Origin of the sequence: Kribbella sp. NPDC023855, from assembly GCF_040639475.1 — a bacterium.
Taxonomy (GTDB): domain Bacteria; phylum Actinomycetota; class Actinomycetes; order Propionibacteriales; family Kribbellaceae; genus Kribbella.
In genome coordinates this window covers 72,187-94,950 of the sequence record NZ_JBFAAA010000003.1, presented here as the reverse complement: position 1 = coordinate 94,950, position 22,764 = coordinate 72,187, and the positions used below count along the sequence as shown (strand labels likewise).

Here is a 22,764-nt window from a genome sequence, read left to right as displayed (position 1 = left end):
ATGTGGCCGCACCGACAAAAGCATTCGAATAAAAGGGATGTCAGCGTTGGTAGGTCAGTCTCCGCAGCAGCACCTCGACCGGTCCCCGTACGCCGGCCCGCCGCATCCACTCGGCCAGGCCGACCGTCGCGGCCCAGGTGGCGACCGCCACGGGCACCGACTGCCACAGGGGCATGGTGTGGCCGAGATCCAGCAGGAACGGGAAGAACAGGACAGCCCACACGACCGACTGGATCAGGTAGCAGGTCAGCGAGCGTTGCCCGGTCGCCTGCAGAGCGGTGATCACCACGTTGTCCTTGTTGACCCGGAGCGCCCACAGCGCGATCAGTGCGGCGTACGCCGGTCCGCCGGCCAGGCCGGTCAGAGCGTGCAGCGCAGCAACCGGTATGACCTGCTGCGCCGAACCGGACAGCGCCCCCGACGTGTAGAGCGCCAGCGGGACACCGCCGAGCACAGAGACCGGCAGGCCGATGGCGACGATCCGGCGCAGCACTACGCGGTGCTGCTCGGGCTCTTCGAGGAGCCGACGCTTGGCGGCCCAGAACCCGACCAGCAGACAGGCCGCTGCGGTGATGGCGAACAGCGGCGCTGAGACGACGATGGCACTGAGCCGGAGGAGGGCACCGCGTACCGGGTTCTCCTCAACACTCCACGGATAGACCTCGACGACCATCTCCGGGTTCATCGGCGACGCGAAGAGGCCATAGACGAGCGCACCGACCACTGCCCACACCCCGGCCGTGATCAACAACCGGCGATCGCTGTGCCGCAGAGCGGACACCAGCGCCAGGGCGAGCAGTCCGTACGCCGCCAGGACGTCGCCGTAGTACAGCAGGGTCGCGTGTACCAGTCCGAGGACGATCAGCCACCGGCCACGGCGGCGCAGCAGCGCGTGGGCATCCTGCCACGAGCTGCCGTTGCTCTCCTGACGCCGGGCGATCTGCACCATGCCGTAGCCGAACAGGGCGGCGAACATCGGGTACGACCGACCATCGACGAGTACGGTCTCGGCGAACGCGACGACCCGGTCCACCAGCGCGGTGGCGACTGGCATGGCGCGGATGACCGTGCCGCCGTCGGGGTGCACGAACCCGTGGGCGTTGGCCAGGGCGATGAACAGCAGCATCAGCCCCCGGGCGAGGTCGGGCCCGAGCGCGCGGGTGGTGACGGCGATCGGGCCGGTGGAGTGCTTCGTACTGCTCACCTCAGAGAGCCTAGAAGCTGTTCGGCCAGGCCACACCAGGTCCGCGGAACGAATCCGTACCGATCGGGGGACAGTTGGTGGTCTAGCTTCACCTTGCGTTGGGCAACGAGTTCCCCGGCCGCCACCTGCACCGCCTGTGCTGGAACCATGCTGGTGATCGCGCATCGGGGAGCGAGTGGCTACCGACCGGAACACACGCCGCAGGCCTATCGGCTCGCCGCGGCCCTGGGAGCCGACTACCTGGAACCTGACCTCGTCGCAACGCTGGACGGCGTCCTGGTGGTCCGGCACGAGAACGAACTGTCCGGTACGACGGACGTCGCCGAGCACGCGGTCTTCGCGGACCGGCGGATCACCAAGATCGTCGACGGGACGGCCGTCACCGGCTGGTTCGCCGAGGACTTCACCTACGAGGAGCTGCGCACCCTGCGCGCCCGGGAGCGGATGCCCGCGCTGCGAGCCGGCAACACGGCGTACGACGGGCGGGAGGGGATCGTCACCTTCGACGAGGTGGTCGCGCTGGCGCGGCAGGAGTCGGCCCGGCTGGGCCGGCCGATCGGGGTGATCCCGGAGATCAAGCACCCGGCGTACTTCCGCCGCCTCGGGCTGCCGCTGGAGGAGCTGCTCGCCGAGCGGCTGGTCGCGCTCGGACTGCACAAGGGCGAGGCGATGATCCAGTCGTTCGAGCCGACCAGCCTGCGCCGGTTGTCGGTGATGACGGACGTCCCGCTGGTCCAGCTGGTCGACTCGGCGAGCGCCCCGAACGACTTCCTCAGGCACGGTGACAGCCGGACGTTCGCCGACCTCATCTCGCCCGCCGGCCTGCGGGAGATCTCGACGTACGCGCAGGTGCTGGCGCCGCACAAGGACCTGGTCATCCCGCGCACCACGGACGGCCGCCTGGGCGAGCCGACCCAGCTGGTCGACCAGGCACACCGGGCCGGTCTCTCGGTCCAGCTGTGGACGTTCCGGGCCGAACGCCGCTTCCTCCCGACCGGCCTTGACCTCCCGGGGGAACTGGCCCGCTTCGCCGCCACCGGCATCGACGGCGTCTTCTCCGACCACCCCGACATCGCCGTGGCCGCCACCGTCAAGACCAGCCTCAGGGTCTAACGCAGCGCGGACCGCAACTCCTTCAGCACACCCTCCGCCGGCCCAGCCAACTCACGGTCAATGGCGCGACTCTGATCGTTCCCCAGTACGACGAGGGCGCTCTGAGTGGGCCTGGCCCGGATCAGCTTCACCCGGAGGTTCGTCGGTGGGTGGCTCGAGTCGATCCGGCTGTCCCGGAGGCCGCTGACCCGGAGCCGCCGCTCGACCTCCCGCGCCGGGATCTCGTTGACAGCCCGGCCGGCTTCCTCCAACGGGTCGAGCTCCGAGCTGAAGCGCACGGCATGCTGCAGGGCCCTCCAGGGGGTGTCGACGAGGACTGACCGTTCCAGCGCCCGCGCGCACGCTTCCGAGCCGGCGATCTCGGCCGACCGCCGATCGGCCAGGTACTCGGCGCGTTGCCTGCTCCGCAGGTCGATCATGGTCAGCATCCACTGGACGCCGCTGACCGCGCCCCCGACCGTCGCGTTGACGATCCTGGTGATGAGGCTGGGGGTCGTGTCGGTCCCGGTCGCGTAGATGAGCTCTTGCCGGTACTGGTCGAGCGGTTGCTCGCTGAAGGTCTCGTCGAGCTCGTCCAGGATCGCTGCCGCCGAGTTGACCACCCAGCCGTGCCGGGCGTCGCCGTTCCGGCCGTGGCCGAGCTCATGCGCCAGGACGGCGACCCGTTCCTGCGGCCGCAGGCCCATCCACAGGGAGAGCCCGATCCCGACCACCGGCGTGAAGCGCCAGCCGACTCTCGCGTAGTAGATGTTCGGCTCGGCATCGACAGCGACCGCGCCTACCGGCGTGGTGCCGACGGCGACGGCGATCTTGTCGAGCAGGGCGAAGAGCAGCGGAGCCTGCTCGCGGTGGATCAGCCGGGTGTCGGAATCCAACTGGTTGGCCCGAGGGCGGAGCAGGAAGGCGAGACCGAACGGGATGATCGACAGCGAAGCACTGAGCCAGAGAGGCCGGTAGAAGACCAGCAGGGCGATTCCGCCGAGCAGGCCGGCCAGGGGGAGCAGCAGGATGACTGCGGACAGCAGGTAGGCCGCGACTCGGGCGGCATCCCAGCCCGGGCGGTGGATCTTTCCCTGCTCCAGTTCGCGGTACAGGGTTTCTGCCAGGCGGTGCTCGAGCCTGAGTCGCCAGGCGGGCGTCTTGTCGGTGGGGCCGGTCGGGTCCACGTTCCAGTCGCACCGGTCGCACCAGGTGACGTACAGCGGGTCTGCGGGGAGCTGATGGGCGCACTGCGGGCAACGGGTCGCGCCCTGGTCGGTCTGCACTTCAGGAGTGTGACAGGACCAGGGCGCCGGCGGGAGTGGCAGTTGCGCGGTCGGCACGGCAGCAAGGGTGGGGGCGCCGGTGGCCTATATGTGGCGCTCTCAGCTTGCTGCCGTGCGTCCGGCCGTCACGCCGCCGGCGGCTTGTCGTCGTAGATGCGGGCGGCGATGTCGGATTCGGGGGTGGGCTGCTGCTGGGGCTGCTGGACCGACTGCCAGACGGCCTTGCCGTCAGCCTCGGGCATCACGATCCACGCCACGACGTACCCGATGAGCGCGGTACCGCCGGTGATCAGGGTCAGCCCCACGATGGCCAGCCGGACCAGGGTGGCGTCGATGTTGAAGTACTCCGCCAGGCCACCGGACACACCGGAGAGCATCCGCTGGTTACGCGAGCGGCGAAGCGACTTGCCGGACAGGTTCGAGAACGGTGCGTTGGAGTTCGTCATGTCACCTACTCTGCCCGCCGGCCCCCTCCCGCCACATCGGGATCGCTACCGAGCCAACCCTGGTCCCACCCCTGACCCCGCTCAGCCGCCCCACCCGGCACCCCTGACGACTTTCGTCGGTTTCTGTCGGTGGGCGGTCGTACCGTCGGGGGATGGATGCTGAGGCGGTGACGAAGTTGCTGCTCGCCCTGCCGGGGGTGGAGGAGCACGTGGGGTGGGCCGGGCAGCCGGCGTTCAAGGTGCGGAAGAAGGGTTTCGTCTACCTGTCGGCCGACGAGACCGCAGTGATGCTGAAGGCGTTGCGGGAGGAGCAGGAGGCACTGGTCGCGGAGAATCCGGAGGTCTACTCGCCGTCCTGGGCGTCCGGGCAGTTCGCCTGGCTGGAGGTCGACCTGGCCGCGGCCGACGACGAGGAACTCCGCGAGTTGCTGACCGAGGCCTGGCGGTTGAGCGCGCCCAAGTTCCTGATCGCCCAGCACGAGGGGTGATTCACCGCAGAGACTTCGACACCAGCACCCATCTGGGCGACGTACGGCTGAGTTCCTTGAAGCCGGCGTCGAGATAGACCGACAGCGGGCCGCGGTAGAGGTCGGCGGAGGGCACCTTGCCCGCTTGAGCGGTGTCCACCGCGCAGGCCTCCAGTACGGCGGCCCCCTGCGCCCGCGCGAACTCGATCGCGCCGGCCAGCAACTCCCCGGCCATCCCCTGACGCCGATGCCCGACCGGTACGACGAAGCAGGTGACGGCCCAGGCGTCCGGGTCGCCGCCACGCCAGTTGGGTGAGGCCTCCACCCGGGGATAGGCCGAGCGGGGAGCGACGGCGCACCAGCCGACCGGCGTACCGGAGTCGGTGTCGGTGGCGATGACGCCCGGTGACAGGTCGGAGGCGACCTGGGCGTGGAGGGCGTCGCGGTGCGAGGCCGGCGAGGAGTCGGACCACTGCTTGCCGCGGAGGCGGAAGTACTGGCAGAAGCAGCGGGACGGGTCGCCGCGGTCGCCCATCACGGTCAGCACGTCGGGCCAGCGGTCCGGAGTGGCCGGGGTGACTTCCAGAGGCACCACACCACGGTACTGCGGGCAGAGGGCTGGCTTGCACTCGCTTGGGTCGAGTGCTAATACTTGGTTAGCACTCGATGGGCGAGAGTGATAAGCCCGCGCCCTGACGGTGTGACCATAGACGGCCTCGATGAGGCACTGGAAGCGTGGCGGGACGTGACCGCCACACCGATGGTGCCGTCCGTCGCGGGCATCCGGCCGGCTGAACAAAAAACTCGACGCGGGAGGACTCGCGGAGAATGCCCAAGCTGATTTCTTTCAATGAAGAGGCGCGCCGTGGCCTCGAGCGGGGTATGAACACCCTCGCCGACGCCGTGAAGGTGACGCTCGGCCCCAAGGGCCGCAACGTCGTGCTGGAGAAGAAGTGGGGCGCCCCCACGATCACCAACGACGGTGTCTCCATCGCCAAGGAGATCGAGCTCGAGGACCCGTACGAGAAGATCGGGGCCGAGCTCGTCAAGGAAGTTGCCAAGAAGACGGATGACGTCGCAGGCGACGGCACCACCACGGCGACCGTGCTGGCCCAGGCGCTGGTGCGCGAGGGTCTGCGCAACGTGGCCGCCGGCGCCAACCCGATGGGCCTGAAGAAGGGCATCGAGAAGGCTGTCGAGGCTGTCAGCGAGCAGCTGCTGGCCCAGGCGAAGGACGTCGAGACCCGGGAGCAGATCGCTTCCACCGCCTCGATCTCCGCCGCCGACACCCAGGTCGGCCAGATCATCGCCGAGGCGATGGACAAGGTCGGCAAGGAAGGTGTCATCACCGTCGAGGAGAGCAACACCTTCGGTCTCGAGCTCGAGCTCACCGAGGGCATGCGCTTCGACAAGGGCTACATCTCGCCGTACTTCGTGACCGACACCGAGCGGATGGAAGCGGTCCTCGAAGACCCGTACATCCTGGTGGTGAACAGCAAGATCTCGAGCATCAAGGACCTGGTCCCGGTGCTGGAGAAGGTCATGCAGACCGGCAAGCCGCTGGCGATCATCGCCGAGGACCTCGAGGGCGAGGCGCTGGCCACCCTGGTCGTGAACAAGATCAAGGGCACCTTCAAGTGCGTCGCCGTCAAGGCGCCGGGCTTCGGTGACCGCCGCAAGGCCATGCTGGTCGACATCGCCGTGCTGACCGGCGGTGAGGTCATCTCCGAGGAGGTCGGCCTCAAGCTCGACACCGTGGACCTGGAGCTGCTCGGCCAGGCCCGCAAGGTCGTCGTCACCAAGGACGAGACGACCATCGTCGAGGGTTCCGGCGACGCCGACCAGATCTCCGGCCGGGTGAACCAGATCCGCGCCGAGATCGAGAAGTCGGACTCCGACTACGACCGCGAGAAGCTGCAGGAGCGGCTGGCCAAGCTGGCCGGTGGCGTTGCGGTGATCAAGGTCGGCGCGGCCACCGAGGTCGAGCTGAAGGAGCGCAAGCACCGCATCGAGGACGCCGTTCGCAACGCGAAGGCGGCCGTCGAAGAGGGCATCGTCGCCGGTGGCGGCGTGGCGCTGCTGCAGGCGTCGGTTGTTGCGTTCGAGAAGCTGGAGCTCGAGGGTGACGAGGCCACCGGTGCCGCCATCGTGCGGTCCGCGGTCGAGGCGCCGTTGAAGCAGATCGCCGTGAACGCCGGCCTCGAGGGTGGCGTCGTGGTGGAGAAGGTTCGCAACCTCGAGCCGGGCTGGGGCCTCAACGCCGCCACCGGTGAGTACGTGGACCTGATCGCCACCGGCATCATCGACCCGGCGAAGGTCACCCGCTCGGCGCTGCAGAACGCGGCGTCCATCGCGGCGCTGTTCCTCACCACCGAGGCAGTCATCGCCGACAAGCCCGAGAAGGCCGGTGCCGCCGCCGGCGGCGGCGCGCCCGACATGGGCGGCATGGACTTCTGATCTCCTAGAAGTTCTCTGTACGACACGAAGCTGGTCCCGGGCGGTTGCCCGGGACCAGCTTTTGTTTGGGTCAGCTCCCGGTGATCAGGCGTTTGGCCAGGACCGGGGAGAAGGTGCCGGCCGGGATGCCGGTACCGATGCCGCAGCTGCCGTCGGAGTCACCGGGGACCTTGAGCCACAGGAGCATGTCGACGGTGCCCGAGACGTGGTTGCCGTTGCGGGAGGTGTCGCCCAGCTTCCGGCCGGCCGGGTTGCACCACTCGCCGTTAGAGCCGTTGCCGTTGCGGGAGGTGTCGATCACGAACTGCCCACCGCCGACGGCGCCCCTGATTGCGTTGCCCTTCGTCACCGACTGCGCGGTGGTGTAGTAGTTCGAGGTGTTCAGGGCGAAACCGCGGATCTTGCCGACCTCGACCAGCTTGAGCCGCCGGGCCATCTCGCCCGCCTCGATCCAGGTCGCGTTGCCGCCGTCCATGTAGGCCCAGGTGTTCGGATTCTTGCTGGCGAACTGGTTGACGGCGTACTTGAGCAGGTCGAGCCGGGTCTGCTTCTCGGCCGCGGGCACGCAGTCGAGCTGGGCCAGTGCGTCCGGTTCGATGATCACCACCGCCGGGCGGGTGCCGATCCCGTCGGCGAACCGGCTGATCCACGTCCGGTAGGCCTCGGGGGAGCCGGCGCCGCCGCCGGAGTGACTGCCGCAGTCGCGGCCGGGAATGTTGTAGGCGATCAGGATCGGCAACTTGTCGGCGCTGTCGGCGGCCGTCGTGAACGACCGGGTCGCCGCGGTGATGTCGCCACTCCAGTTGCCGAACCAGCGACCGCCGGCCTTCTCGGCGATCTGGGTCCGGATCAGGGTGGCGTCGGCGTGGCCGGGGTTCTGCCGGACCCAGGTGGCGGGGTTGGAGTTCGGGTCGACGTAGAAACCGCTGGTCATCGACGTAGGGTCACCGGCCACCTGGGTGGGCTCCTGGCTGGGCATGGCCAGGGCCGACTGGTTGCCGATAGCAACCATGGACACAGTGAGCAGGCTGAGTAAAGCCTTTCGCAGGCTGGACATCGAAGAATGGTCCTTCCGTGAGGGGCGGAAACAACTACTCAACGTGTCGACGACGTTACGCAGGAGATTAACCGGTTAGGCCTTGATTTGGAAGGTCCTTGACGACTATTGGGTGCCGGCCGCGCGCAGCAGTCGCAGCTGGCCGATCTCCGCGGCGTTCTTCATCAGCTCCACGTTCACCCACGCGAACTGGTCAGCGGTCGAGCGCCCCGCCTCCGGTGGCCACGGGAAAACCGCAGGCCTGGCGAGGTGCTCGTCGTCGGTGTCCTCTAGCAAATGCGACCACTGGTCCCGCAGGGCCCGCATCCAGCCGAGTGTCTTGGCCAGATCGCCCGGCCACAGCACCGCAGTACGGTCTGGCGGTACGACGCCGCGCACGTGGGCCGCCGTGGTCGACCACCACCAGCCGATATGCCAGGTGAGCCAGCCGATCGTCGGCACCGGGATCGGGTCGAGCGCCTGGTCGGACCAGTCGGCCCGCCAGTTGCCCACACTGTCCGGCCGCACCGTCCAACTGACCTTGGCCGGCTCCCACAGCAGGTCGTCCGGGGTCAGCCGTTCCAAGTGGTACTCGAACAGTGCCCAGGTGAGCTCGAACTGATTACGCACCACCGAAGCCGAATCCGTCACCGACGGATCATCTCAGCCCGCACCGACACCGGACGTATTCGGTGGACGATGACCCGGTGGTTGTCCTAAGGTCGTCGGCGGCGAGAACGATCCCGAACGGAAGGAGCGACCGATGAAGACTCAGATTTGTCTGCCGGCGCACCTGCTCCGTTCGCACAGCTCGCACTGAGCGGAACGGTGCGCCTCCTGCTGGAGGATTCGTGAAGATCCGCACCACCGTCGAGGCCGACCTCGACATCATCCACACTCTCATCGCCGAGCAGTCGCTCAACACCGTCACCCGGGAACGCTGGGACGAGTACCTGGTCAGCGGCGCCTATCGCCACGACTGGACCTGGGTCGCGGAGGACGACGGCAAGATCATCGCCCTGGCCATCTGGTGGGGCATGGAGCAGTTCGCCCACCCGTTCAGCATCGACGGCCTGTACGCCGTACCGGGGGTCGATCGCGTCGCTGTCTGGACCAGCCTGATCCGGCACACCCTGGCCACCGTGCCGGCGGAGGCGGAGCAGCCGGAGTACCACATCTTCTTGCCGAACGGCTGGCGTGATCGGCCCGACGTCGTCGCCGAACTCGAACCGCGACTCGAAGCCGCGGCGGCCGCCGGGCTGTCCGAGCTCACTGAGCGGTTGCGCTACGAGTGGACGCCCGCCGACGGGTTGCCGCCGCGGTCGACCCGGTTGCGTTTCGAACCGGCCGACGACGACGCGTTCCTGGACGTGTTCCGCCGGGTGATCGACGGCAGCCTCGACGCTTCGACCAAGCGGGCCGTCGCCCGGGTCGGTGTAGAGGGCTCGGCCAAGGAGGATCTGGCGGTCTACAAGTCGATGCCGGGGGAGCGATCCTGGTGGCGGCTGGCGTACAACGCCGACGGCGAACTGATCGGTTTCGCGCTGCCGTCGGCGAACAACGGCGGGCCGGTGGTCGGGTACCTCGGCGTACTGGCCGAGCATCGCGGGAACGGGTACAGCGACGACCTGCTCGCCGAGATCACCCACGTCCTGGTCGAAGCTGGCGCCGAACGCATCCGCGCCGACACCGACCTGACCAACAAACCAATGGCAGCCAGCTTCGAACGCCTCGGCTACCACAACCACGCAGTACGAATGGTCGCCAGCCACTAACCCAGGGATCCCCACGCCTGCGTAAACCTCTAGGGCTCGGGGGTGGGCTGAGGGGGAGACGTGGGGTGGTGGGGGCCCTATGCTTCGCTGACATGTCAGATATGTCTGGCTGGTGGGGCGATGCGTGACATCGCGTTGATTCTGCACGTGGGCGCGGGGGTGGTGGGGCTCGTCTTCGGGCCGCTCGCCATCGTCGTCACCCTGCGATCTCGCCGGCTCAACTGGGCCGGCGAGATCTTCCACTGGGCTGTGGTGGCGGTCTGCCTGACCGCGATGGTGATGGTGCCCTACGACTGGGACCGGCTGTGGATGTTCTGGCCGATCGCGATCGCGGCGTACCTGTTCGTCTATCTGGGTCAGCGGGCGGCGGAGTCACCCGGCGGGATCTGGTACCGCGGCGTACTGCGCGGCTACGGTGGCGGCTGGATCGCTTTGTGGACAGCGATCCTGGTCGTCAACGTCCCCGGACACCCGTGGATGTGGGCGATCCCGATCGTGGTCGGCACGGCCGTGATCGAGGTGCTCTGCTTGCGGCTCAGCGCAGTGGGCGGAAGAACGTCCTGAGGTCCTCGGTGAGCAGCTCGGGCACCTCCATCGCGGCGAAGTGGCCACCCTGCTCGTACTCCGTCCAATGCTCGATCTTGCCCTCGGGATCGGTCAGGCTCTTGATCGCCGTCTCGTTCCCGAACACAGCCACCCCAGTCGGCGGCCCCGCCACCGCCCCCCACTCCTGACCCTCACCGGAACCCCAGCCACCGCCCTCACCGCCGCTTCCGGCCGAGCCATCCCAGCCGCCGGCCTCGCCTTCGCCTTCGCTGGATTCGCCCCAGCCGACGCCCTCGGCCGACTGCATGGCGAGCAATGCCTTCCAGGCGGCCATTCCTTCGTAGACCGCGTGCGCCGATGACGCCCCCGACCCCGTGAACCAGTAGAGGCTGACATTTGTCAGCAACTGGTCGCGATCGACAGCATCCTCCGGCAACTTGTGTGCCGGATCGGTCCACTCAGCGAACTTCTCCACGATCCACGCCAGCTGCCCGACCGGCGAGTCGTTCAGCGAGTACGCCAGCGTCTGCGGCCGCGTCATCTGCTGCACCAGATAGCCGAAACCTTCGTCCTGCAAGGCATTGAACCGCTCCGCCCGCGCCCGGTCCGATTCGTTCAGCCCGTCCAGCGGGATCGGATCGCCGAACGGCGCCGACCCGCTCACCCCGGCCAGATGAATGCCGATCACATGAGCCGCGTCGACCATCGGCAGAATGCCGGCAACACCCGACCCGGCGTCGGTGCCATGCGCGGCGTACCGGTCGTACCCGAGCCGGCTCATCAGTTCCGCCCACATCTGCGCCACCCCGAACAGATTGAATCCGCCCTCCCCGATCGGGTTCGAGAACCCGTACCCCGGCAACGACGGTACGACGACGTGAAACGCGTCAGCCGGGTCACCACCATGCGCGCGGGGATCAGTGAGCGGGCCGATCAGCCGCTGGAACTCCACCGGCGAACCAGGCCAGCCGTGGGTCAGAATCAGCGGCGTCGCACCGGGCTCGGGCGACCGCTGGTGGAAGAAGTGGATCCGCTGCCCGTTGATCTCGGTGACGAACTGCGGAATCTCGTTGAGCGCCGCTTCCTGGGCCCGCCAGTCGTACCCGTTCGCCCAGTAGCCGGCCAGCTCCTTCAGATAAGCCACCGGTACGCCGCGGCTCCAGTCGTCCACCCGCGGCACGGCGGGCCACCGGGTCGCCGCCAACCGGGTTCGCAGGTCATCGACCTCGCTCTGGGCGATCTCGATCCGGAAGGGCTGAATCTCACTCTGGTTCGTCATGTGACCAACGCTAGGGAGAGCGGCGGCCACCTTCTGACCGCTACTCGACCTTTAGACCAGAACGGCAAACGAACTAGCGGCAGCCCCGGGCAGAAGCCGGAGCTGCCGCGAGCCGTCAGGCTTGGCCGGCTTGTTCCTCCGGGGTGGACTTGCGGACCACGAGGCGGGTCCAGGCGCCGACGTAGACGCGGTCGTCGGTGTTGAGTTCGCGGCGCTGGCCCGGGGTGATCGGGTCTTCGGGGAGCGGACCGGAGGACGGGCCGACGAAGGTGCCGTTGGAGGACTGGAGGTCTTCGACCCACCAGCGCTGGCCGTCGGTGGTGAGCTGGGCCTGACGGCGGCTCACGCCGGTGTCGTCGCCGCAGTCGATCTCCGGGGTGATGCCCCGGCTCTTTGACGGCCGCCCGACCAGCACGCTCTTCGCGGTGACCGGGATGACCACCGGCAGGCCGGGGGACGGGCACGGGTCGTCGCTCTGCTGCACCTCGTACCAGTCTGGGTCGACCCAACGCTCCACCACCCAATCGGCGACCTCCTGCGGCGCCGGCGGCACCGGGGGCGGCGTACCGAGGTCCAGAGACGAGGCGGGGCGGGGCATGGTGCCGGTGGTGAAGTCGTAGCCGCAGCTCTCGCAGAACAGCGCGTCAGGTGCGGCCGGCTCCGAACAGTTCGGGCATGCCTGTACTGCGGGGGCCGGAGCCGCCACAGCGGGGGACGGCACCGACGCAGCCGCGGGTGTAGCGGCCGCTGCGATCGGCAGGCCGCAGACGTCGCAGTAGTCGGTGGAGACGGACGGGTGCCCGCTCGGACACGTCGCTGAGGTCATTTCTTCACCCGGGTGGTCTTGGTGGAGGCGGTGTCGAGTGCCATCTCGTCGGCCTTCTCGACACTGCGCTTGAGCCGCACGGTGCCGGTTTCCTGGTTGTCGATGTCGACCACCTTACGGAGCCGCGTGGTGGCTTCCTCGTTCCCTGTCTGCGCGGCGAGTTGCACCGCGCGGCCGAGCTTGGTGGTCGCCGTGGCCGTGTCACCGGCGGCCTTGGCAGCCAGGCCTTCCTGGATCGCGTCGGCCAGCTCGGTCTGCCCGGTGTAGTGCGCGACCTCCGGGCTGATCCGGGTGGTGAGCGCCTCGTCCTCCGACCACAGCGCCCGGACCAGGCCCTGCGCGACGACGTCGTTGCCGATCACCAGCTGCACCCGGGCCGCGAGCTGCTCCTGGCCGATGCCCTTGGCCGCCAGCCGGATCGCCACGTGGTAGTCACGGGACTCGTCACCCCACGACCCGGTCGGGTAGGCGCCGGTCAACGGGTTCACCTCGGTACGCCGGGACGTCAGGTCCTCGACGGTGGGGGCGACCTGCCGGACGAACAGCACCTGCGCGCCCTGCGGAGCCCAGACCCGCATGTCCGCCTGGGCCACGCCCTTGCTCATCGCGTTCTGGATGATCTTGGCGAACTCGGCGGCGAGCTGGTCGGGCGCCGGGATGATGTCGACGGTGCCGAGCAGCGCGGTCGCGATCCGGCGTACCTCGTCGACCTGCCAGGCGACGCCGACACCGCGGCAGTCGCACTGGAACTCGCCGGTGACCGCCTGGATCGTCTGGGTCAGTGCCTCCGGCGTCTCGTGCTGGTTCTCGCCGTCGGTGAGCAGCAGCGCGTGCTTCTGGGTCAGCGACGGCACGGTCGCGAAGACCCGCGAGGCGAGCCGCAGCCAGGTGCCCATCGCCGTACCGCCGTCGGCGTAGAAGCGGGAGACCGCGTCCTTGGCCGCCTGCCGGGTGAACTGGTCCATCTTCACCATCACCGGCTCGGGGGACGGCGGGAACGCCAGCTGCGCCCGGTCGTTGCCCGAGATGACCGCGAACCAGACCCCGTCGAGGATCTGGTCGAGCGCGGTCTGCGCCGCGAACGCCGCGGCCCGGACCCCGTCGGCGCCCATCGAGCCGGAGGTGTCGACGATGATGATCTCGCCCGCGTCGCCGCTGCCGGACTGGCCGGCCGCCCCCGCGCCGCTGCAGGACACCGTGACGATCGCGTGCACGTCGGTGCCGCCGTCGGGCAGGAACTCGTTCTGGTACACGGTGGCGGAGAACTCGGCCATCTCAGGCGTCCTTTCGGTGGAGCTTCTTAGATACGAGCGAGTGCAACGGTGATGTTGTCCTGGCCACCCTGGGCGTTGGCCCAGTCGACCAGGGCGGACGCGGTCGCCAGCGGTTCGCCGCCGTTGGCCGCAGCGGTCTGACGGGTCAGCTCGGCCAGCGGTGCCGCCTCGGAGCAGTAGTTCCACAGTCCGTCCGAGCAGGCCATCAGCCAGCCGGGGCCGGCCACCTTCAGGGACGTAGTACGGGGTGTGTGGTCCGGAGCGTCCTTGCCGAGCCACCTGGTGATCGCGTGGCCCTGCGGACCCGACTCGGCCTCGTGCCGCGGTACGCCGGTCGCGATCAGCTCGGCAGCCCAGGAGTCGTCCACAGTCAGCGCGACGGCCTCGCCGTTGTCCGGGAACCAGTACGCGCGACTGTCACCCACTACGCCCGCCACCAGGAGGTCACCCTCGAGCACAGTCGCCACAAACGTGCAGGAAGCCGGATTCGGGCTGTCCGGCGAAGTGTTCGCCAGTACTGCGTCGCTGGCGGCGTCCGCTGCAGCCTTGAGCCGCGCAACCACCGCACTGATCCGGGAGGACTCGGTCCCCATGCCCTGCGCGTTCCCGACCTCCAGTACGTCGCGTGCTGCGCGAGCAGCGGCCAGGCTGGCCACATCGGAGTCGAGTGACGAGCTCACCCCGTCGCAGACCACCAGCAGGGCCCGGCTGCCCGGCTCGGGGTCGGCAGCGATCGCCACGGCGTCCTCGTTGCGGCTGTGCCGGATCCCTCGGTCGCACACGGCGGCCACCCAGGGGGCGGGCTGCTCGCTGAAGTGGTCCCGCGCCTTGGTGGCCTTCGTACCGCAGGTCTCGCAGTACCCGTCGGCGCTGATCGTGCCGCCGCAGGAGCGGCAGGGACCGGGAGCGGCCTCGGCACCGCGAGGGCCGGACGGGTTCAGCTCGACCGTCGGCTCGGTGTCCGTGTCGATCGCGGGCGTGGTCGGTGTGGCGGGCGTGAGCTCGGCCCCGCACGCCTCGCAGAAGCGGTCGGCGTCGGAGATCGGCCCACCACAGCTGGGGCAGACCGTCTTGGTCGTACTCGTCATCGCAGCGTCCATCCTCGAACATCGTTGGCCAGGTCGACCAGGGCGATCCGTTCCTGCCGGTTCCGCGCGTGCCCGGCGAGCTCACGGTAGGCGGCTTCGAGCCCGTCCCGCAGTTCGGGCTCGACCGCTTCCCGCCCGGCGATCTTCAGACCGGGCTGCGGGCCCTTGCCGAGTACCTCGTCCAGAGCGGTCCGGAAGATGGTCGCGGTCAGGTTCGCCCGGTCGACCGGGTCGATCGTCACGCTCTCGATGTTGCTCATCGCCTCGGCCAGCGCGGACAGCCCACGCCCCGATCCTGCCAGCAGACCGGCTCGCATCCGGCGAGCCCGGACGTACGACCCGCTGGTCGGCGGTACCAGGTCGAGTGCGGAGACGGCACCGTCGAGGTCACCACGCGTCGAACGGATCGCGGCCAGTCCGAAGGCCGAGGGTGCGATGTAGTTGGCGTCGGTGCGAGCACAGGTCAGGTACAGGCCTTCCGCCACGTCGTACTCGCCGCTGATCTCACAGGAGACGGCCAGCGCGAGCTTGGGTGCCAACTCGCCCGGCACCTGGCCGTAGACGGCGTTGAAGGCCGACTGCGCCGCAGAAGCGTCGTTGCGAGCCAGGGCGACCAGCCCGGACATCCACACGGCCCGCCACTCCCACGGGTCGGCCGCCAGCAGGTCGGCGACAGCGGTGTCGACCATGTCGTAGCGGGACGGCCCGATCTCCAGCGCGCTCTGGGCGATCTCCAGGAGGATCTGAGCGGACGACTCGGGCGCGTCGACCAGCAGTTCGAGGCGCTGCTCCGGGTCCGGCACGCTCACGGTCTTCAGCCAGCCGGCCATCTTGTCGCTGTCGTCCTTGGCGAGCGACGGCAGCCGCCGCCACGCCTCTGCCTTCTCTCCCAGTCCGGCCGCGAGGTCACCCGGGCTGCCGAAGAGCAGCGACGACGTGGAGTGCCGGGCAGCCTTGACGCCTTCCTTGTCGGCCACCACCTCACGCAGTACGCCGAGGAGCTGGACGCGGAACTCGTCAGCGGTCTGGAAGCGGTCGGCCGGGTCCGGCGCGCAGGCCTTCACCAGGAGCCGGTAGACCGAGTCGTACTTCTGGAAGAGCGGCACCTCCGACACCGGCGGCAGCGAGTGGACGTACCGCGACTGGTAGCCGCGGAACTCGAACGCGAGCACGCACAACGTCCGGCCGAGCGTGTAGATGTCCGAAGCCACCGACGGGCCGACCTCGGCCACCTCCGGTGCCTGGAAGCCGACCGTGCCGTAGATGGCCGAGTCGGCGTCGTCGATCCGCCGCACGCCACCCAGGTCGATCAGCTTGACCGCGTCGCCGACCTGGATGATGTTGTCCGGCTTGAAGTCGCAGTAGACCAGGCCCAGATCGTGCAGGTACGAGAAGGCCGGCATGATCTCGAGCAGGTAGGCGATCGCCTGGTCGACCGGCAGTGCGTCGTACTGGTTGTTGTTGGCCTGCATGCGTTGCTTGAGCAGCGTCTTCAGCGAGGTGCCGCCGACGTACTCCATCACGATGTAGCCGGCGCCTTCGTGGGTGACGAAGTTGTAGATCTCCACGATCAGCGGGTGCTCGACGCGGGCCAGGAACTGCTGCTCGGCGATCGCGGCCGCGACGGCGTCCGGGTCCTCGGAGTTCAGCAGGCCCTTCAGCACCACCCAGCGGTTGGACACGTTCTTGTCCTGGGCCATGTAGATCCAGCCGAAGCCACCGTGGGCCAGGCAGCCGCGGACCAGGTACTGGCCGCCGACCAGGTCGCCGTCCTGCAGCTTCGGCGAGAAGGAGAACGGGCTGCGGCACTTGGGGCAGTAGCCCTCGGTACGGCCCGGCTGGTCGCCCCGCGCCCGGCCGACCGGGTTGCCGCAGGTGGGACAGTTGCGGCGCTCCTCGGGGACCATCGGGTTCTTCAGGATCGCCTTGCTGGCGTCGATCGCGGGGATCGGCGGCACATGCGTCAGCCCGGCACCCAGCCTGGCCCCGCGCAGGCGGGTGGACGAAGTACCGAGGCGGCGGGTCAGCTTGGAGCCGGCCGCTGCCGCCCTGGCCGAGCCCAGTGGGGTCGAGGCCAGGCGGTTGGAGGCCCGGGAGACGGTGGACGCAGTGCTGATCGGGTCAGGTGCCGACGCAGCCACTGATCCTGATCCGCCAGGAGTGCCGCAGACATCGCAGTAACCGTCCACCACCGTCCCCGCACAACCAGGCTGGTTGCAGGCGCCAGCGGCCGTCGGGGGCCCGGAGATGCCGGGGCGTCCCGTGACGGCAGAGACACCGGAAGCTGCAGCGGCACCGGCGGCAGGGGAGCCGCAGACGTCGCAGTAGCCGTCCAGGATCGTGCCGGTGCAGCCCGGCTGTGTACAGGCGTTGGTCGTCATGTCGTCACTCCCAGATACGTCTGGTACGCCGCCACCAGCGCTCCGAGCCGAACCAGGTCCACTGGTTCCGCTTCAAGCACCGCACGGCCACGTCGATAGAGCTCTGCCAGGTCTTCGGTGGTGCCACTGTTCCGGGGGACGCTGCCGGCCTTCACCTGGTACGCGTCCAGCCGCCCGGCCAACTCGTCTCGTCGCTCCAGCGCCGAGCCGTACGCCGTCTGCGCCTGACCCAACGCCCGGCGTACCGCGTCCAGCCGCTTGAGGTACTTCTCCAACTCAGCCGGCGTGTTCGGCACCGGCCCCAGCGCAGTGACATCCGGTACTGCGAGCCGCGGCGCCGGCGTGACAGCCGCGACGCAACTGTCGGCCAGTGCCCGGACTGCCTGCCCCTGCGCTTCGAGCTCGTTCCGTACTGCGCGAGCCCGCGCGACGTCCGCGGCCCGTTCGCGTCGGGTCGCCGCGCCGACGATCAGGTCGCGTTCGTTGTGCGCGGCATCGATCTCCAGCGGGCCGATCAGCCCGCCGATATCGGCACCCCGCTTGGCTCGCTCGGTCAGGTCGGTGACCCGGCGGTCCAGGTCGTGGTGCGCCGCGATCGCCGCGTTCCGGGTCGCCGCGGGCTCGAGCGCGACCAGGTCGTTGATCCGTTCCACCTGGGCGCGCAACTGCCGCAGCCGCGCCGCGAGTTCGGCGTCACCGGGCGCGAGCGCGAGCTTGGCCCGCAGCGTCGAGGCCAGCGCGTCCGACAAAGTACATGCCTCAGGCAACGAAACCGCGAGCGAGCCGGCCGCGCCACCGGTGTCCAGGCCACCCCAGATCAGGGTCGAGATCCGCTCGGTCTCGGTCGGCCCGACCCGGCCGGAGTCCCAGGTCACCAGGATCAGCTCGTAGCGGTCCGAGACCGCCTTCCAGACCGCCATCGACAGCACGATGTCGGCGCTCAGCGCGTCCGCGTCGGCCGACTGCAGAGCAGCCTGGTCGAGCTCCTCCAGCTCGGCGCGGCGCCGGTCCCGCCAGGTCCCCAGGGCGTCGAGGAACGACAGCAGATCCTTCGCGGGAATGCTGCTGCCGATCCGGCCCGGAGGCGACGGCGCGGTGGCCGTCGGCGTACCTACTGTCACTGATCGCCTCGGCCGTAGAGGGGCTTGGGTGGAAGCGCCGGACCGAGGGCAGGGCCGAGCCACTTGTCGTACGACTGCTGCCAGGCCGACTTCGTGCCCGCGGCGGGTGCGGTCTTCATCTTCTCCAGTACGCCGTTGACGAACATGACGAAGTCGACCTGCGCGCTGTTGATCCCGAGTCCGTACGGCTCATCGCTGATCTTCTCGGCCTTGGTCACCCGGGCGTACGGGTCCTGAGCGGCATCGCCGGCCAGCACGGTGTCGTCACCGGAGATGCCGACCACCTTGCCCTGCTGGAAGAGCGCCAGGCAGCCGGTGTCGGTGTCCGCGGTGACCGGGATGATCTCGGGATTGGCCTTCATCATGTTGTCCAGGCTGGTCGACCCGGCGGGCGCGCAGACCTTCTGGCCGCTCAGCTCGGCCAGACTCTCGACCTTCATGTCGCGCTGGACGAGCAGCTTCTGGCCCGAGCGGTAGTACTCGGCGGAGAACGCGATCTCCTGCCAGCGGGCGCAGTTGATGGTCATGTTGCGCGCGACGATGTCGACCTCGCTCCTTTTCAGGGCAGGGATCCGCTGCGGGCTGGAGATCACCCGCAGCTCGACCTTGTGCGGTTTGCCCGGCGCCGGGGCGCCGAAGATGGCGTCGGCGACGGCGTTGATCATGTCGATGTCGAAGCCCTCGATCGCCCCGGTGATCGGGTTGCGCGAGCCGAGGTTGAGGCTGTCCGCGGACACCCCGGCGATCAGCCGCCCGCGCTTGTAGATGCGGTCCATCGTCGAATTGGCGGGCATCGCGTGCGGCTCCGGCAGTGGACCGGCCGGCGCATACGACTGCGTGGCGTTCTCGCACGTCTGGGTGGGAGGAGGGGCAGCCTTGGTGGCCCGCGGCGTTTGCTTCACCGGCAACGGCGTCGCGTCGTACGAGCTGGAGCCGCAGGCGGTCGCGGCGAACAGCAGCGCGAGCGAGCCGGCGATCAGGCGGATCTTGGTCATCGGTACTCCTCCAGTCGCTGGGAGAATCCCCAGGCGGCGAGCAGGGCGGCGACGATCCCGATCGGCAGCCCCAGCCAGCCGATCGGCGGCAGATCGTTGCGGGCCTGGGTCAGCTCGGCGCGGGCAGTGTTGCTGAACCTGGTGAGGTCCCCCGACGACCGGTCGTCGAACGCCTTGAAGGCCGCGTTGGACGAGCCGCTGCTCTCCCCGATCGCCTTCTCCACCGCCGCGTCCCAGTTGCCCTTGTCATCTTCCTTGCGGATCTCGACGTGGACCGCGCGATAGCGGTTCCACAACGGTTCCAGCCCGGCGCCCCGCTGGACCTTGCCCAGCTGGCTGCCGGTGTCGTCGGCCGCCCTCTTCCAGGCATCCTCGAACGCCGCGCCGGAGCCGCGGGCGATCAGGGTCAGGCTCTCGTTGGACTTCGCGTCGTACGCGCTGATCCGGGCCTGCGACAGTGCGAGGGTGTCGGCGAACGCCTCGTTCCGGGTTTCCTTCGCATCGCTCGACGAGCCGGCCAGCGAGGCGCCGCCGACGACCATGGTGAACAGCACGAGTGCCGCGGCGGCCGCGATCGGAAGGTTCAGGTAGCGGTGGCTGCGCTTGGCCAGCCAGACCAGGCACAGGACGAGCACGGCCAGCGTGAGCAGGCCGGCCACGATCAGCCAGAGGTTGCCGTCGTTGATGCCGTCGAACTCGGTGTTCACCCGGGCCTGGTTGGCCTTGACCAGCTCCTTCAACACCGGGAGCGAGTCGCCCTGCAGCGTCGCGCTGGCGTCCTTCAGGTACTGCGAACCGATCGGCAGCCCCTGCCGGTTGTTCGCCCGGGCCTGCTCGATCAGCCCTTGGTAGGTGAGCAGGGTGGCGTTGAGCTCGCCGAGTGCCTTCTGGTCCGCCGGCTGCGCGGTGGCGGCCTCGGAGATCAGCTTGGCGGCGGTCGTCATCGAGTCGACGAAGTGCTGCCGCTGGGCGGGCGGCTCCAGGCCGCCGACCAGGAAGGCGTTGGTGGCGTCGGCGTTCGCGCTGACCAGGTTGGTGTGGATCGCCTGGATCCGGACCAGCTGGGCGGTGTTCGCCTCGGCCCGCTGCAGGGCACCGTCGGACTGGTTGTAGCCCTGGGCCGCGGCGAGGCCGAAGACCACGCTGATGATGGCGGCGAGGATGAGCATCGCGCGCATCCGGCCCGGCGTCCCCTCGAACCAGGTCGCGACCCGGCCCTTGACCAGCTGGGCAACGGGCGGCGGTGCCGGCTGACCCGGCGCCGCGGCCGGCGGGGCCACCGGCGACCTGGTCGCGGGGGGCGCACTGGCAGTCTGTGTCACGCCGTCTCTCCTTGCTCGTCCTTCGGTACTACGGATCCGGGCTGCTCCGGCTGCTCCGGTACTGCGGGTTCGGGGTGCTCGGGTGTCTCCGGCTGCTCCGGTACTGCGGGTTCGGGGTGCTCCGGTGTGGCCGGCTGCTCCAGTGCGACCGGTGGGGCCGGCTGGTCCGGTGTTGCGGGGTGGAGGTCTTCGTCGGTCAGGTCCTCGGCGACGATCTGACGCAGCTGGTCGGTGGTCGGTGCCGTCACGTCGCGCAGCCGCCAGGCGTGCCGGCCGATCGCGGCCTCCAGCATGTTGCGCGCGAACCGGCCGTTGCCGAACGAGCGGTCCCGCCGGGTCGAGGCGAGGATCACCTTGAACTGGTCCAGCGCTTCCGGCGTCAGCTCGTAGTCGGCGGCCGCGGCCAGCCCGGTCAGGATGTCGGTCAGCTCTTCGTCGGTGTAGTCCTCGAACGCGATCGTGGTCCGGAACCGGCTGGCCAGCCCCGGGTTCGCCGCGATGAAGTCCTCCATCGGTTCGGGGTAGCCGGCCACGATGACGACCAGGTCGTCGCGCCGGTCCTCCATCTCCTTGACCAGCGTGTCGACGGCTTCCCGCCCGTACTGGTCGGCGCCCAGCTCACCGGCGGTCAGGCTGTACGCCTCGTCGATGAACAGCACCCCACCAGCCGCGGAAGCGACCACGTCGGCAGTCTTCGTTGCCGTCTGCCCCAAGTAGCCTGCGACCAGCTCGGAGCGGTCAACCTCAACCAGCTGCCCCTTCGAGAGCAGCCCGAGCGCCTTGTAGATCCCACTGACCAGCCGAGCGACGGTCGTCTTGCCGGTCCCAGGGTTGCCGGTGAACACCAGATGCCGAGTAATCGTAGGACTCTTGAGCCCTGCCTCGATCCGGAGCTTCTCCACCCGCAGCACCGCAACCTGCCGGTGCACCTCCCGCTTGACCCGTTCAAGCCCAGTCAGCGCATCCAGCTCAGCCAGCAACTCCTCAACAGTCCGCTCCGGCACGGCAGGCTCGGTCTCGGCAGCCGCCTGTGCAGCAATTGCAGGCGCTCCTGCAACCGCAGAGCCCGCCCCGCCCGGAACTGCAGTTCCTGCACCCGGAAGTCCAGCCTGCTGCTGCCGTGCGCCTGCTGCCTGCAACTGCGCGGCTGCTGCGACCGATGCGTTGCCGATGACGCGCATGGTGGGTTCGCCGAGGGTGCAGGCGGCTGAGGCGACCTCGGCCAGCGCTTCGGCGTACGGGATCTTTTCGGGGGAGCCCTGCGCGACCAGGTCGGTCAGTACCGCGGTTGGCGCTCCCCGCCACCTTCGACCCCGTACTGCGGCGTCGAAGAAGTCCTGTGTCCCGGAGCCAGGTGTGACAGCGGCCCAGTCGACGGGAGCGCCTGGTGCTGACTCGGCCAGTGCGGCCGCGAGTGAGAGCGCCTCTGCTCGGGCGACGTCCTCCGAGGCTCCGGCACGAGCTGCGACTGCCAGCAGCGCCGACAGCGCGTCCTTCAACGAAGTACCGGCTACGCCGCTCATGCGCCCCCTCGTCCGGTCGGTGGTTGCAATGGTCCGGAGCCGGTGTCCGGTGGTGGTGTCGACTCCGTCGCGCCGAGGGCGAGACCGCCACCGGTCGACCCGGTACCGAACTTCTCCTGCAGGAACCGGCCGTGCGCGATCAGTGCCGCCGCATCCGCCCGGTTCACCGCGTCGAACACCTTGTCCATGGTGGATCCCAGCAGGTCCAGCTGGTCGATCAGGATCATCAGCGACGTCTTGCCGCGATCCACCGGCCGGCTGTCGGCCCACTGCCGCGGCAGCCGCAGGTAACCGCCGATTGCCTCCGGCAAGTAGTCGGTCGCGGTCGCCATCACGGAGTACGCCTGCGCGCTGCCGCCGAGATTGCCGAGTCGCGGGATGGTCTCGCGCACGATCCGCACCACCCGGTTGACCCGGGACGCCACCACGGCCGGTACTGCGCCGTCCGCGACGAGCTGCTCGACCCGGATCAGCGACTTCTCCAGATCGTCGGTCGTTGGTGCGCGGGGGACCGGGACAGGCTCGGGCTCCGCCTTGCGGCCGGTCAGCCGCGCGAAGAAGTCACCCAGTGCCATCCGGTTGTGCCCCCGCTTCTAGATCTCTCCAGCGCCGGAGCGGAGTACTCCGGCGCACGTACTGCAGCCTG

21 protein-coding genes are annotated in these 22,764 nt (G+C 69.1%); 5 read left to right on the top strand and 16 right to left on the bottom strand.

The window, feature by feature from the left end:
• Positions 1–40: 40 nt before the first annotated feature.
• A complete protein-coding gene (locus AB0F51_RS11165) occupies positions 41–1,204 on the bottom strand; it encodes a DUF418 domain-containing protein (RefSeq protein ID WP_360277543.1) in 1,164 nt (387 codons plus the stop codon).
• Between the two features lie 147 nt (positions 1,205–1,351).
• On the opposite strand from AB0F51_RS11165, the gene AB0F51_RS11160 reads away from it, so the two are divergent.
• Positions 1,352–2,317, top strand: coding sequence for a glycerophosphodiester phosphodiesterase (locus AB0F51_RS11160; protein ID WP_360277540.1), 966 nt, complete (start codon positions 1,352–1,354; stop codon positions 2,315–2,317).
• Here AB0F51_RS11160 and AB0F51_RS11155 read toward each other — a convergent pair.
• Entirely contained in the window at positions 2,314–3,582 is a 1,269-nt protein-coding gene (locus AB0F51_RS11155; protein ID WP_360277537.1) for a M48 family metalloprotease, read from the bottom strand. The two genes, AB0F51_RS11160 and AB0F51_RS11155, sit on opposite strands and share 4 nt — an antisense overlap.
• A gap of 125 nt (positions 3,583–3,707) precedes the next feature.
• Complete coding sequence (locus AB0F51_RS11150) at positions 3,708–4,028, bottom strand: PspC domain-containing protein (RefSeq protein WP_360277534.1); 321 nt, start codon at positions 4,026–4,028, stop codon at positions 3,708–3,710.
• Positions 4,029–4,180: 152 nt separating this feature from the next.
• Here AB0F51_RS11150 and AB0F51_RS11145 point away from each other — a divergent pair, with 152 nt between their 5' ends.
• Positions 4,181–4,516 carry an MmcQ/YjbR family DNA-binding protein gene (locus AB0F51_RS11145; protein WP_360277531.1) on the top strand — a complete coding sequence of 112 codons (336 nt, stop codon included), beginning with the start codon at positions 4,181–4,183 and terminating at the stop codon, positions 4,514–4,516.
• A gap of 1 nt (position 4,517) precedes the next feature.
• Here AB0F51_RS11145 and AB0F51_RS11140 read toward each other — a convergent pair whose 3' ends face one another.
• The gene (locus AB0F51_RS11140; protein WP_360277528.1) at positions 4,518–5,087 is read right to left on the bottom strand and encodes a GNAT family N-acetyltransferase; all 570 of its coding nucleotides are present in this window, start codon (positions 5,085–5,087) and stop codon (positions 4,518–4,520) included.
• Positions 5,088–5,323: 236 nt separating this feature from the next.
• Here AB0F51_RS11140 and groL point away from each other — a divergent pair, with 236 nt between their 5' ends.
• A complete protein-coding gene (groL, locus tag AB0F51_RS11135; protein ID WP_360277525.1) occupies positions 5,324–6,952 on the top strand; it encodes a chaperonin GroEL in 1,629 nt (542 codons plus the stop codon).
• Between the two features lie 70 nt (positions 6,953–7,022).
• On the opposite strand, the gene AB0F51_RS11130 is transcribed toward groL, so the two are convergent.
• Together AB0F51_RS11130 and AB0F51_RS11125 are read right to left on the bottom strand one after the other, a co-directional pair.
• Entirely contained in the window at positions 7,023–8,009 is a 987-nt protein-coding gene (locus tag AB0F51_RS11130; protein WP_360277522.1) for a glycoside hydrolase family 6 protein, read from the bottom strand.
• Between the two features lie 105 nt (positions 8,010–8,114).
• Positions 8,115–8,639, bottom strand: coding sequence for a DinB family protein (locus tag AB0F51_RS11125; protein ID WP_360277520.1), 525 nt, complete (start codon positions 8,637–8,639; stop codon positions 8,115–8,117).
• Between the two features lie 200 nt (positions 8,640–8,839).
• Between AB0F51_RS11125 and AB0F51_RS11120 the strand changes: the two genes are divergently transcribed.
• Together AB0F51_RS11120 and AB0F51_RS11115 are read left to right on the top strand one after the other, a co-directional pair.
• The gene (locus AB0F51_RS11120; protein WP_360277518.1) at positions 8,840–9,763 is read left to right on the top strand and encodes a GNAT family N-acetyltransferase; all 924 of its coding nucleotides are present in this window, start codon (positions 8,840–8,842) and stop codon (positions 9,761–9,763) included.
• Positions 9,764–9,883: 120 nt separating this feature from the next.
• Complete coding sequence (locus tag AB0F51_RS11115) at positions 9,884–10,327, top strand: hypothetical protein (RefSeq protein WP_360277515.1); 444 nt, start codon at positions 9,884–9,886, stop codon at positions 10,325–10,327.
• On the opposite strand, the gene AB0F51_RS11110 is transcribed toward AB0F51_RS11115, so the two are convergent.
• The 10 genes from AB0F51_RS11110 to AB0F51_RS11065 form a co-directional block, all read right to left on the bottom strand.
• Positions 10,299–11,588 (bottom strand): epoxide hydrolase, encoded by a 1,290-nt coding sequence (locus tag AB0F51_RS11110; protein WP_360277513.1) that lies wholly within the window; start codon positions 11,586–11,588, stop codon positions 10,299–10,301. The two genes, AB0F51_RS11115 and AB0F51_RS11110, sit on opposite strands and share 29 nt — an antisense overlap.
• Positions 11,589–11,703: 115 nt before the next feature.
• Positions 11,704–12,414 (bottom strand): FHA domain-containing protein, encoded by a 711-nt coding sequence (locus AB0F51_RS11105; protein WP_360277510.1) that lies wholly within the window; start codon positions 12,412–12,414, stop codon positions 11,704–11,706.
• Positions 12,411–13,688: a VWA domain-containing protein gene (locus AB0F51_RS11100; RefSeq protein WP_360277507.1), complete on the bottom strand. Its 1,278-nt coding sequence runs from the start codon at positions 13,686–13,688 to the stop codon at positions 12,411–12,413. The genes AB0F51_RS11105 and AB0F51_RS11100 overlap by 4 nt, the downstream gene beginning before the upstream one ends.
• 26 nt (positions 13,689–13,714) lie before the next feature.
• Positions 13,715–14,776, bottom strand: a complete 1,062-nt coding sequence (locus tag AB0F51_RS11095; protein ID WP_360277505.1) for a PP2C family serine/threonine-protein phosphatase — start codon at positions 14,774–14,776, stop codon at positions 13,715–13,717.
• Positions 14,773–17,157: a tetratricopeptide repeat protein gene (locus AB0F51_RS11090; RefSeq protein ID WP_360277502.1), complete on the bottom strand. Its 2,385-nt coding sequence runs from the start codon at positions 17,155–17,157 to the stop codon at positions 14,773–14,775. Before AB0F51_RS11090 ends, AB0F51_RS11095 begins: the two co-directional genes overlap by 4 nt.
• Positions 17,154–18,278 (bottom strand): hypothetical protein, encoded by a 1,125-nt coding sequence (locus tag AB0F51_RS11085; RefSeq protein ID WP_360277499.1) that lies wholly within the window; start codon positions 18,276–18,278, stop codon positions 17,154–17,156. Before AB0F51_RS11085 ends, AB0F51_RS11090 begins: the two co-directional genes overlap by 4 nt.
• A complete protein-coding gene (locus AB0F51_RS11080) occupies positions 18,275–19,273 on the bottom strand; it encodes a glutamate ABC transporter substrate-binding protein (protein ID WP_360277496.1) in 999 nt (332 codons plus the stop codon). The genes AB0F51_RS11085 and AB0F51_RS11080 overlap by 4 nt, the downstream gene beginning before the upstream one ends.
• Positions 19,270–20,595 carry a hypothetical protein gene (locus AB0F51_RS11075; protein WP_360277493.1) on the bottom strand — a complete coding sequence of 442 codons (1,326 nt, stop codon included), beginning with the start codon at positions 20,593–20,595 and terminating at the stop codon, positions 19,270–19,272. The genes AB0F51_RS11080 and AB0F51_RS11075 overlap by 4 nt, the downstream gene beginning before the upstream one ends.
• Positions 20,592–22,118 carry an AAA family ATPase gene (locus tag AB0F51_RS11070; protein WP_360277490.1) on the bottom strand — a complete coding sequence of 509 codons (1,527 nt, stop codon included), beginning with the start codon at positions 22,116–22,118 and terminating at the stop codon, positions 20,592–20,594. Before AB0F51_RS11070 ends, AB0F51_RS11075 begins: the two co-directional genes overlap by 4 nt.
• Positions 22,115–22,693: a hypothetical protein gene (locus tag AB0F51_RS11065; RefSeq protein WP_360277487.1), complete on the bottom strand. Its 579-nt coding sequence runs from the start codon at positions 22,691–22,693 to the stop codon at positions 22,115–22,117. Before AB0F51_RS11065 ends, AB0F51_RS11070 begins: the two co-directional genes overlap by 4 nt.
• Positions 22,694–22,764: the final 71 nt, after the last annotated feature.

Bases quoted from the DNA above. Each gene is read 5' to 3' on its own strand.
- AB0F51_RS11095 (WP_360277505.1), bottom strand. From the start codon at position 14,776: ATGACGAGTACGACCAAGACGGTCTGCCCCAGCTGTGGTGGGCCGATC.
- AB0F51_RS11090 (WP_360277502.1), bottom strand. From the start codon at position 17,157: ATGACGACCAACGCCTGTACACAGCCGGGCTGCACCGGCACGATCCTG.
- AB0F51_RS11070 (WP_360277490.1), bottom strand. From the start codon at position 22,118: ATGAGCGGCGTAGCCGGTACTTCGTTGAAGGACGCGCTGTCGGCGCTG.
- AB0F51_RS11130 (WP_360277522.1), bottom strand. From the start codon at position 8,009: ATGTCCAGCCTGCGAAAGGCTTTACTCAGCCTGCTCACTGTGTCCATG.
- AB0F51_RS11160 (WP_360277540.1), top strand. From the start codon at position 1,352: ATGCTGGTGATCGCGCATCGGGGAGCGAGTGGCTACCGACCGGAACAC.
- AB0F51_RS11110 (WP_360277513.1), bottom strand. From the start codon at position 11,588: ATGACGAACCAGAGTGAGATTCAGCCCTTCCGGATCGAGATCGCCCAG.
- AB0F51_RS11150 (WP_360277534.1), bottom strand. From the start codon at position 4,028: ATGACGAACTCCAACGCACCGTTCTCGAACCTGTCCGGCAAGTCGCTT.
- AB0F51_RS11145 (WP_360277531.1), top strand. From the start codon at position 4,181: ATGGATGCTGAGGCGGTGACGAAGTTGCTGCTCGCCCTGCCGGGGGTG.
- AB0F51_RS11065 (WP_360277487.1), bottom strand. From the start codon at position 22,693: ATGGCACTGGGTGACTTCTTCGCGCGGCTGACCGGCCGCAAGGCGGAG.
- AB0F51_RS11100 (WP_360277507.1), bottom strand. From the start codon at position 13,688: ATGGCCGAGTTCTCCGCCACCGTGTACCAGAACGAGTTCCTGCCCGAC.
- AB0F51_RS11080 (WP_360277496.1), bottom strand. From the start codon at position 19,273: ATGACCAAGATCCGCCTGATCGCCGGCTCGCTCGCGCTGCTGTTCGCC.
- groL (WP_360277525.1), top strand. From the start codon at position 5,324: ATGCCCAAGCTGATTTCTTTCAATGAAGAGGCGCGCCGTGGCCTCGAG.
- AB0F51_RS11105 (WP_360277510.1), bottom strand. From the start codon at position 12,414: ATGACCTCAGCGACGTGTCCGAGCGGGCACCCGTCCGTCTCCACCGAC.
- AB0F51_RS11115 (WP_360277515.1), top strand. From the start codon at position 9,884: ATGCGTGACATCGCGTTGATTCTGCACGTGGGCGCGGGGGTGGTGGGG.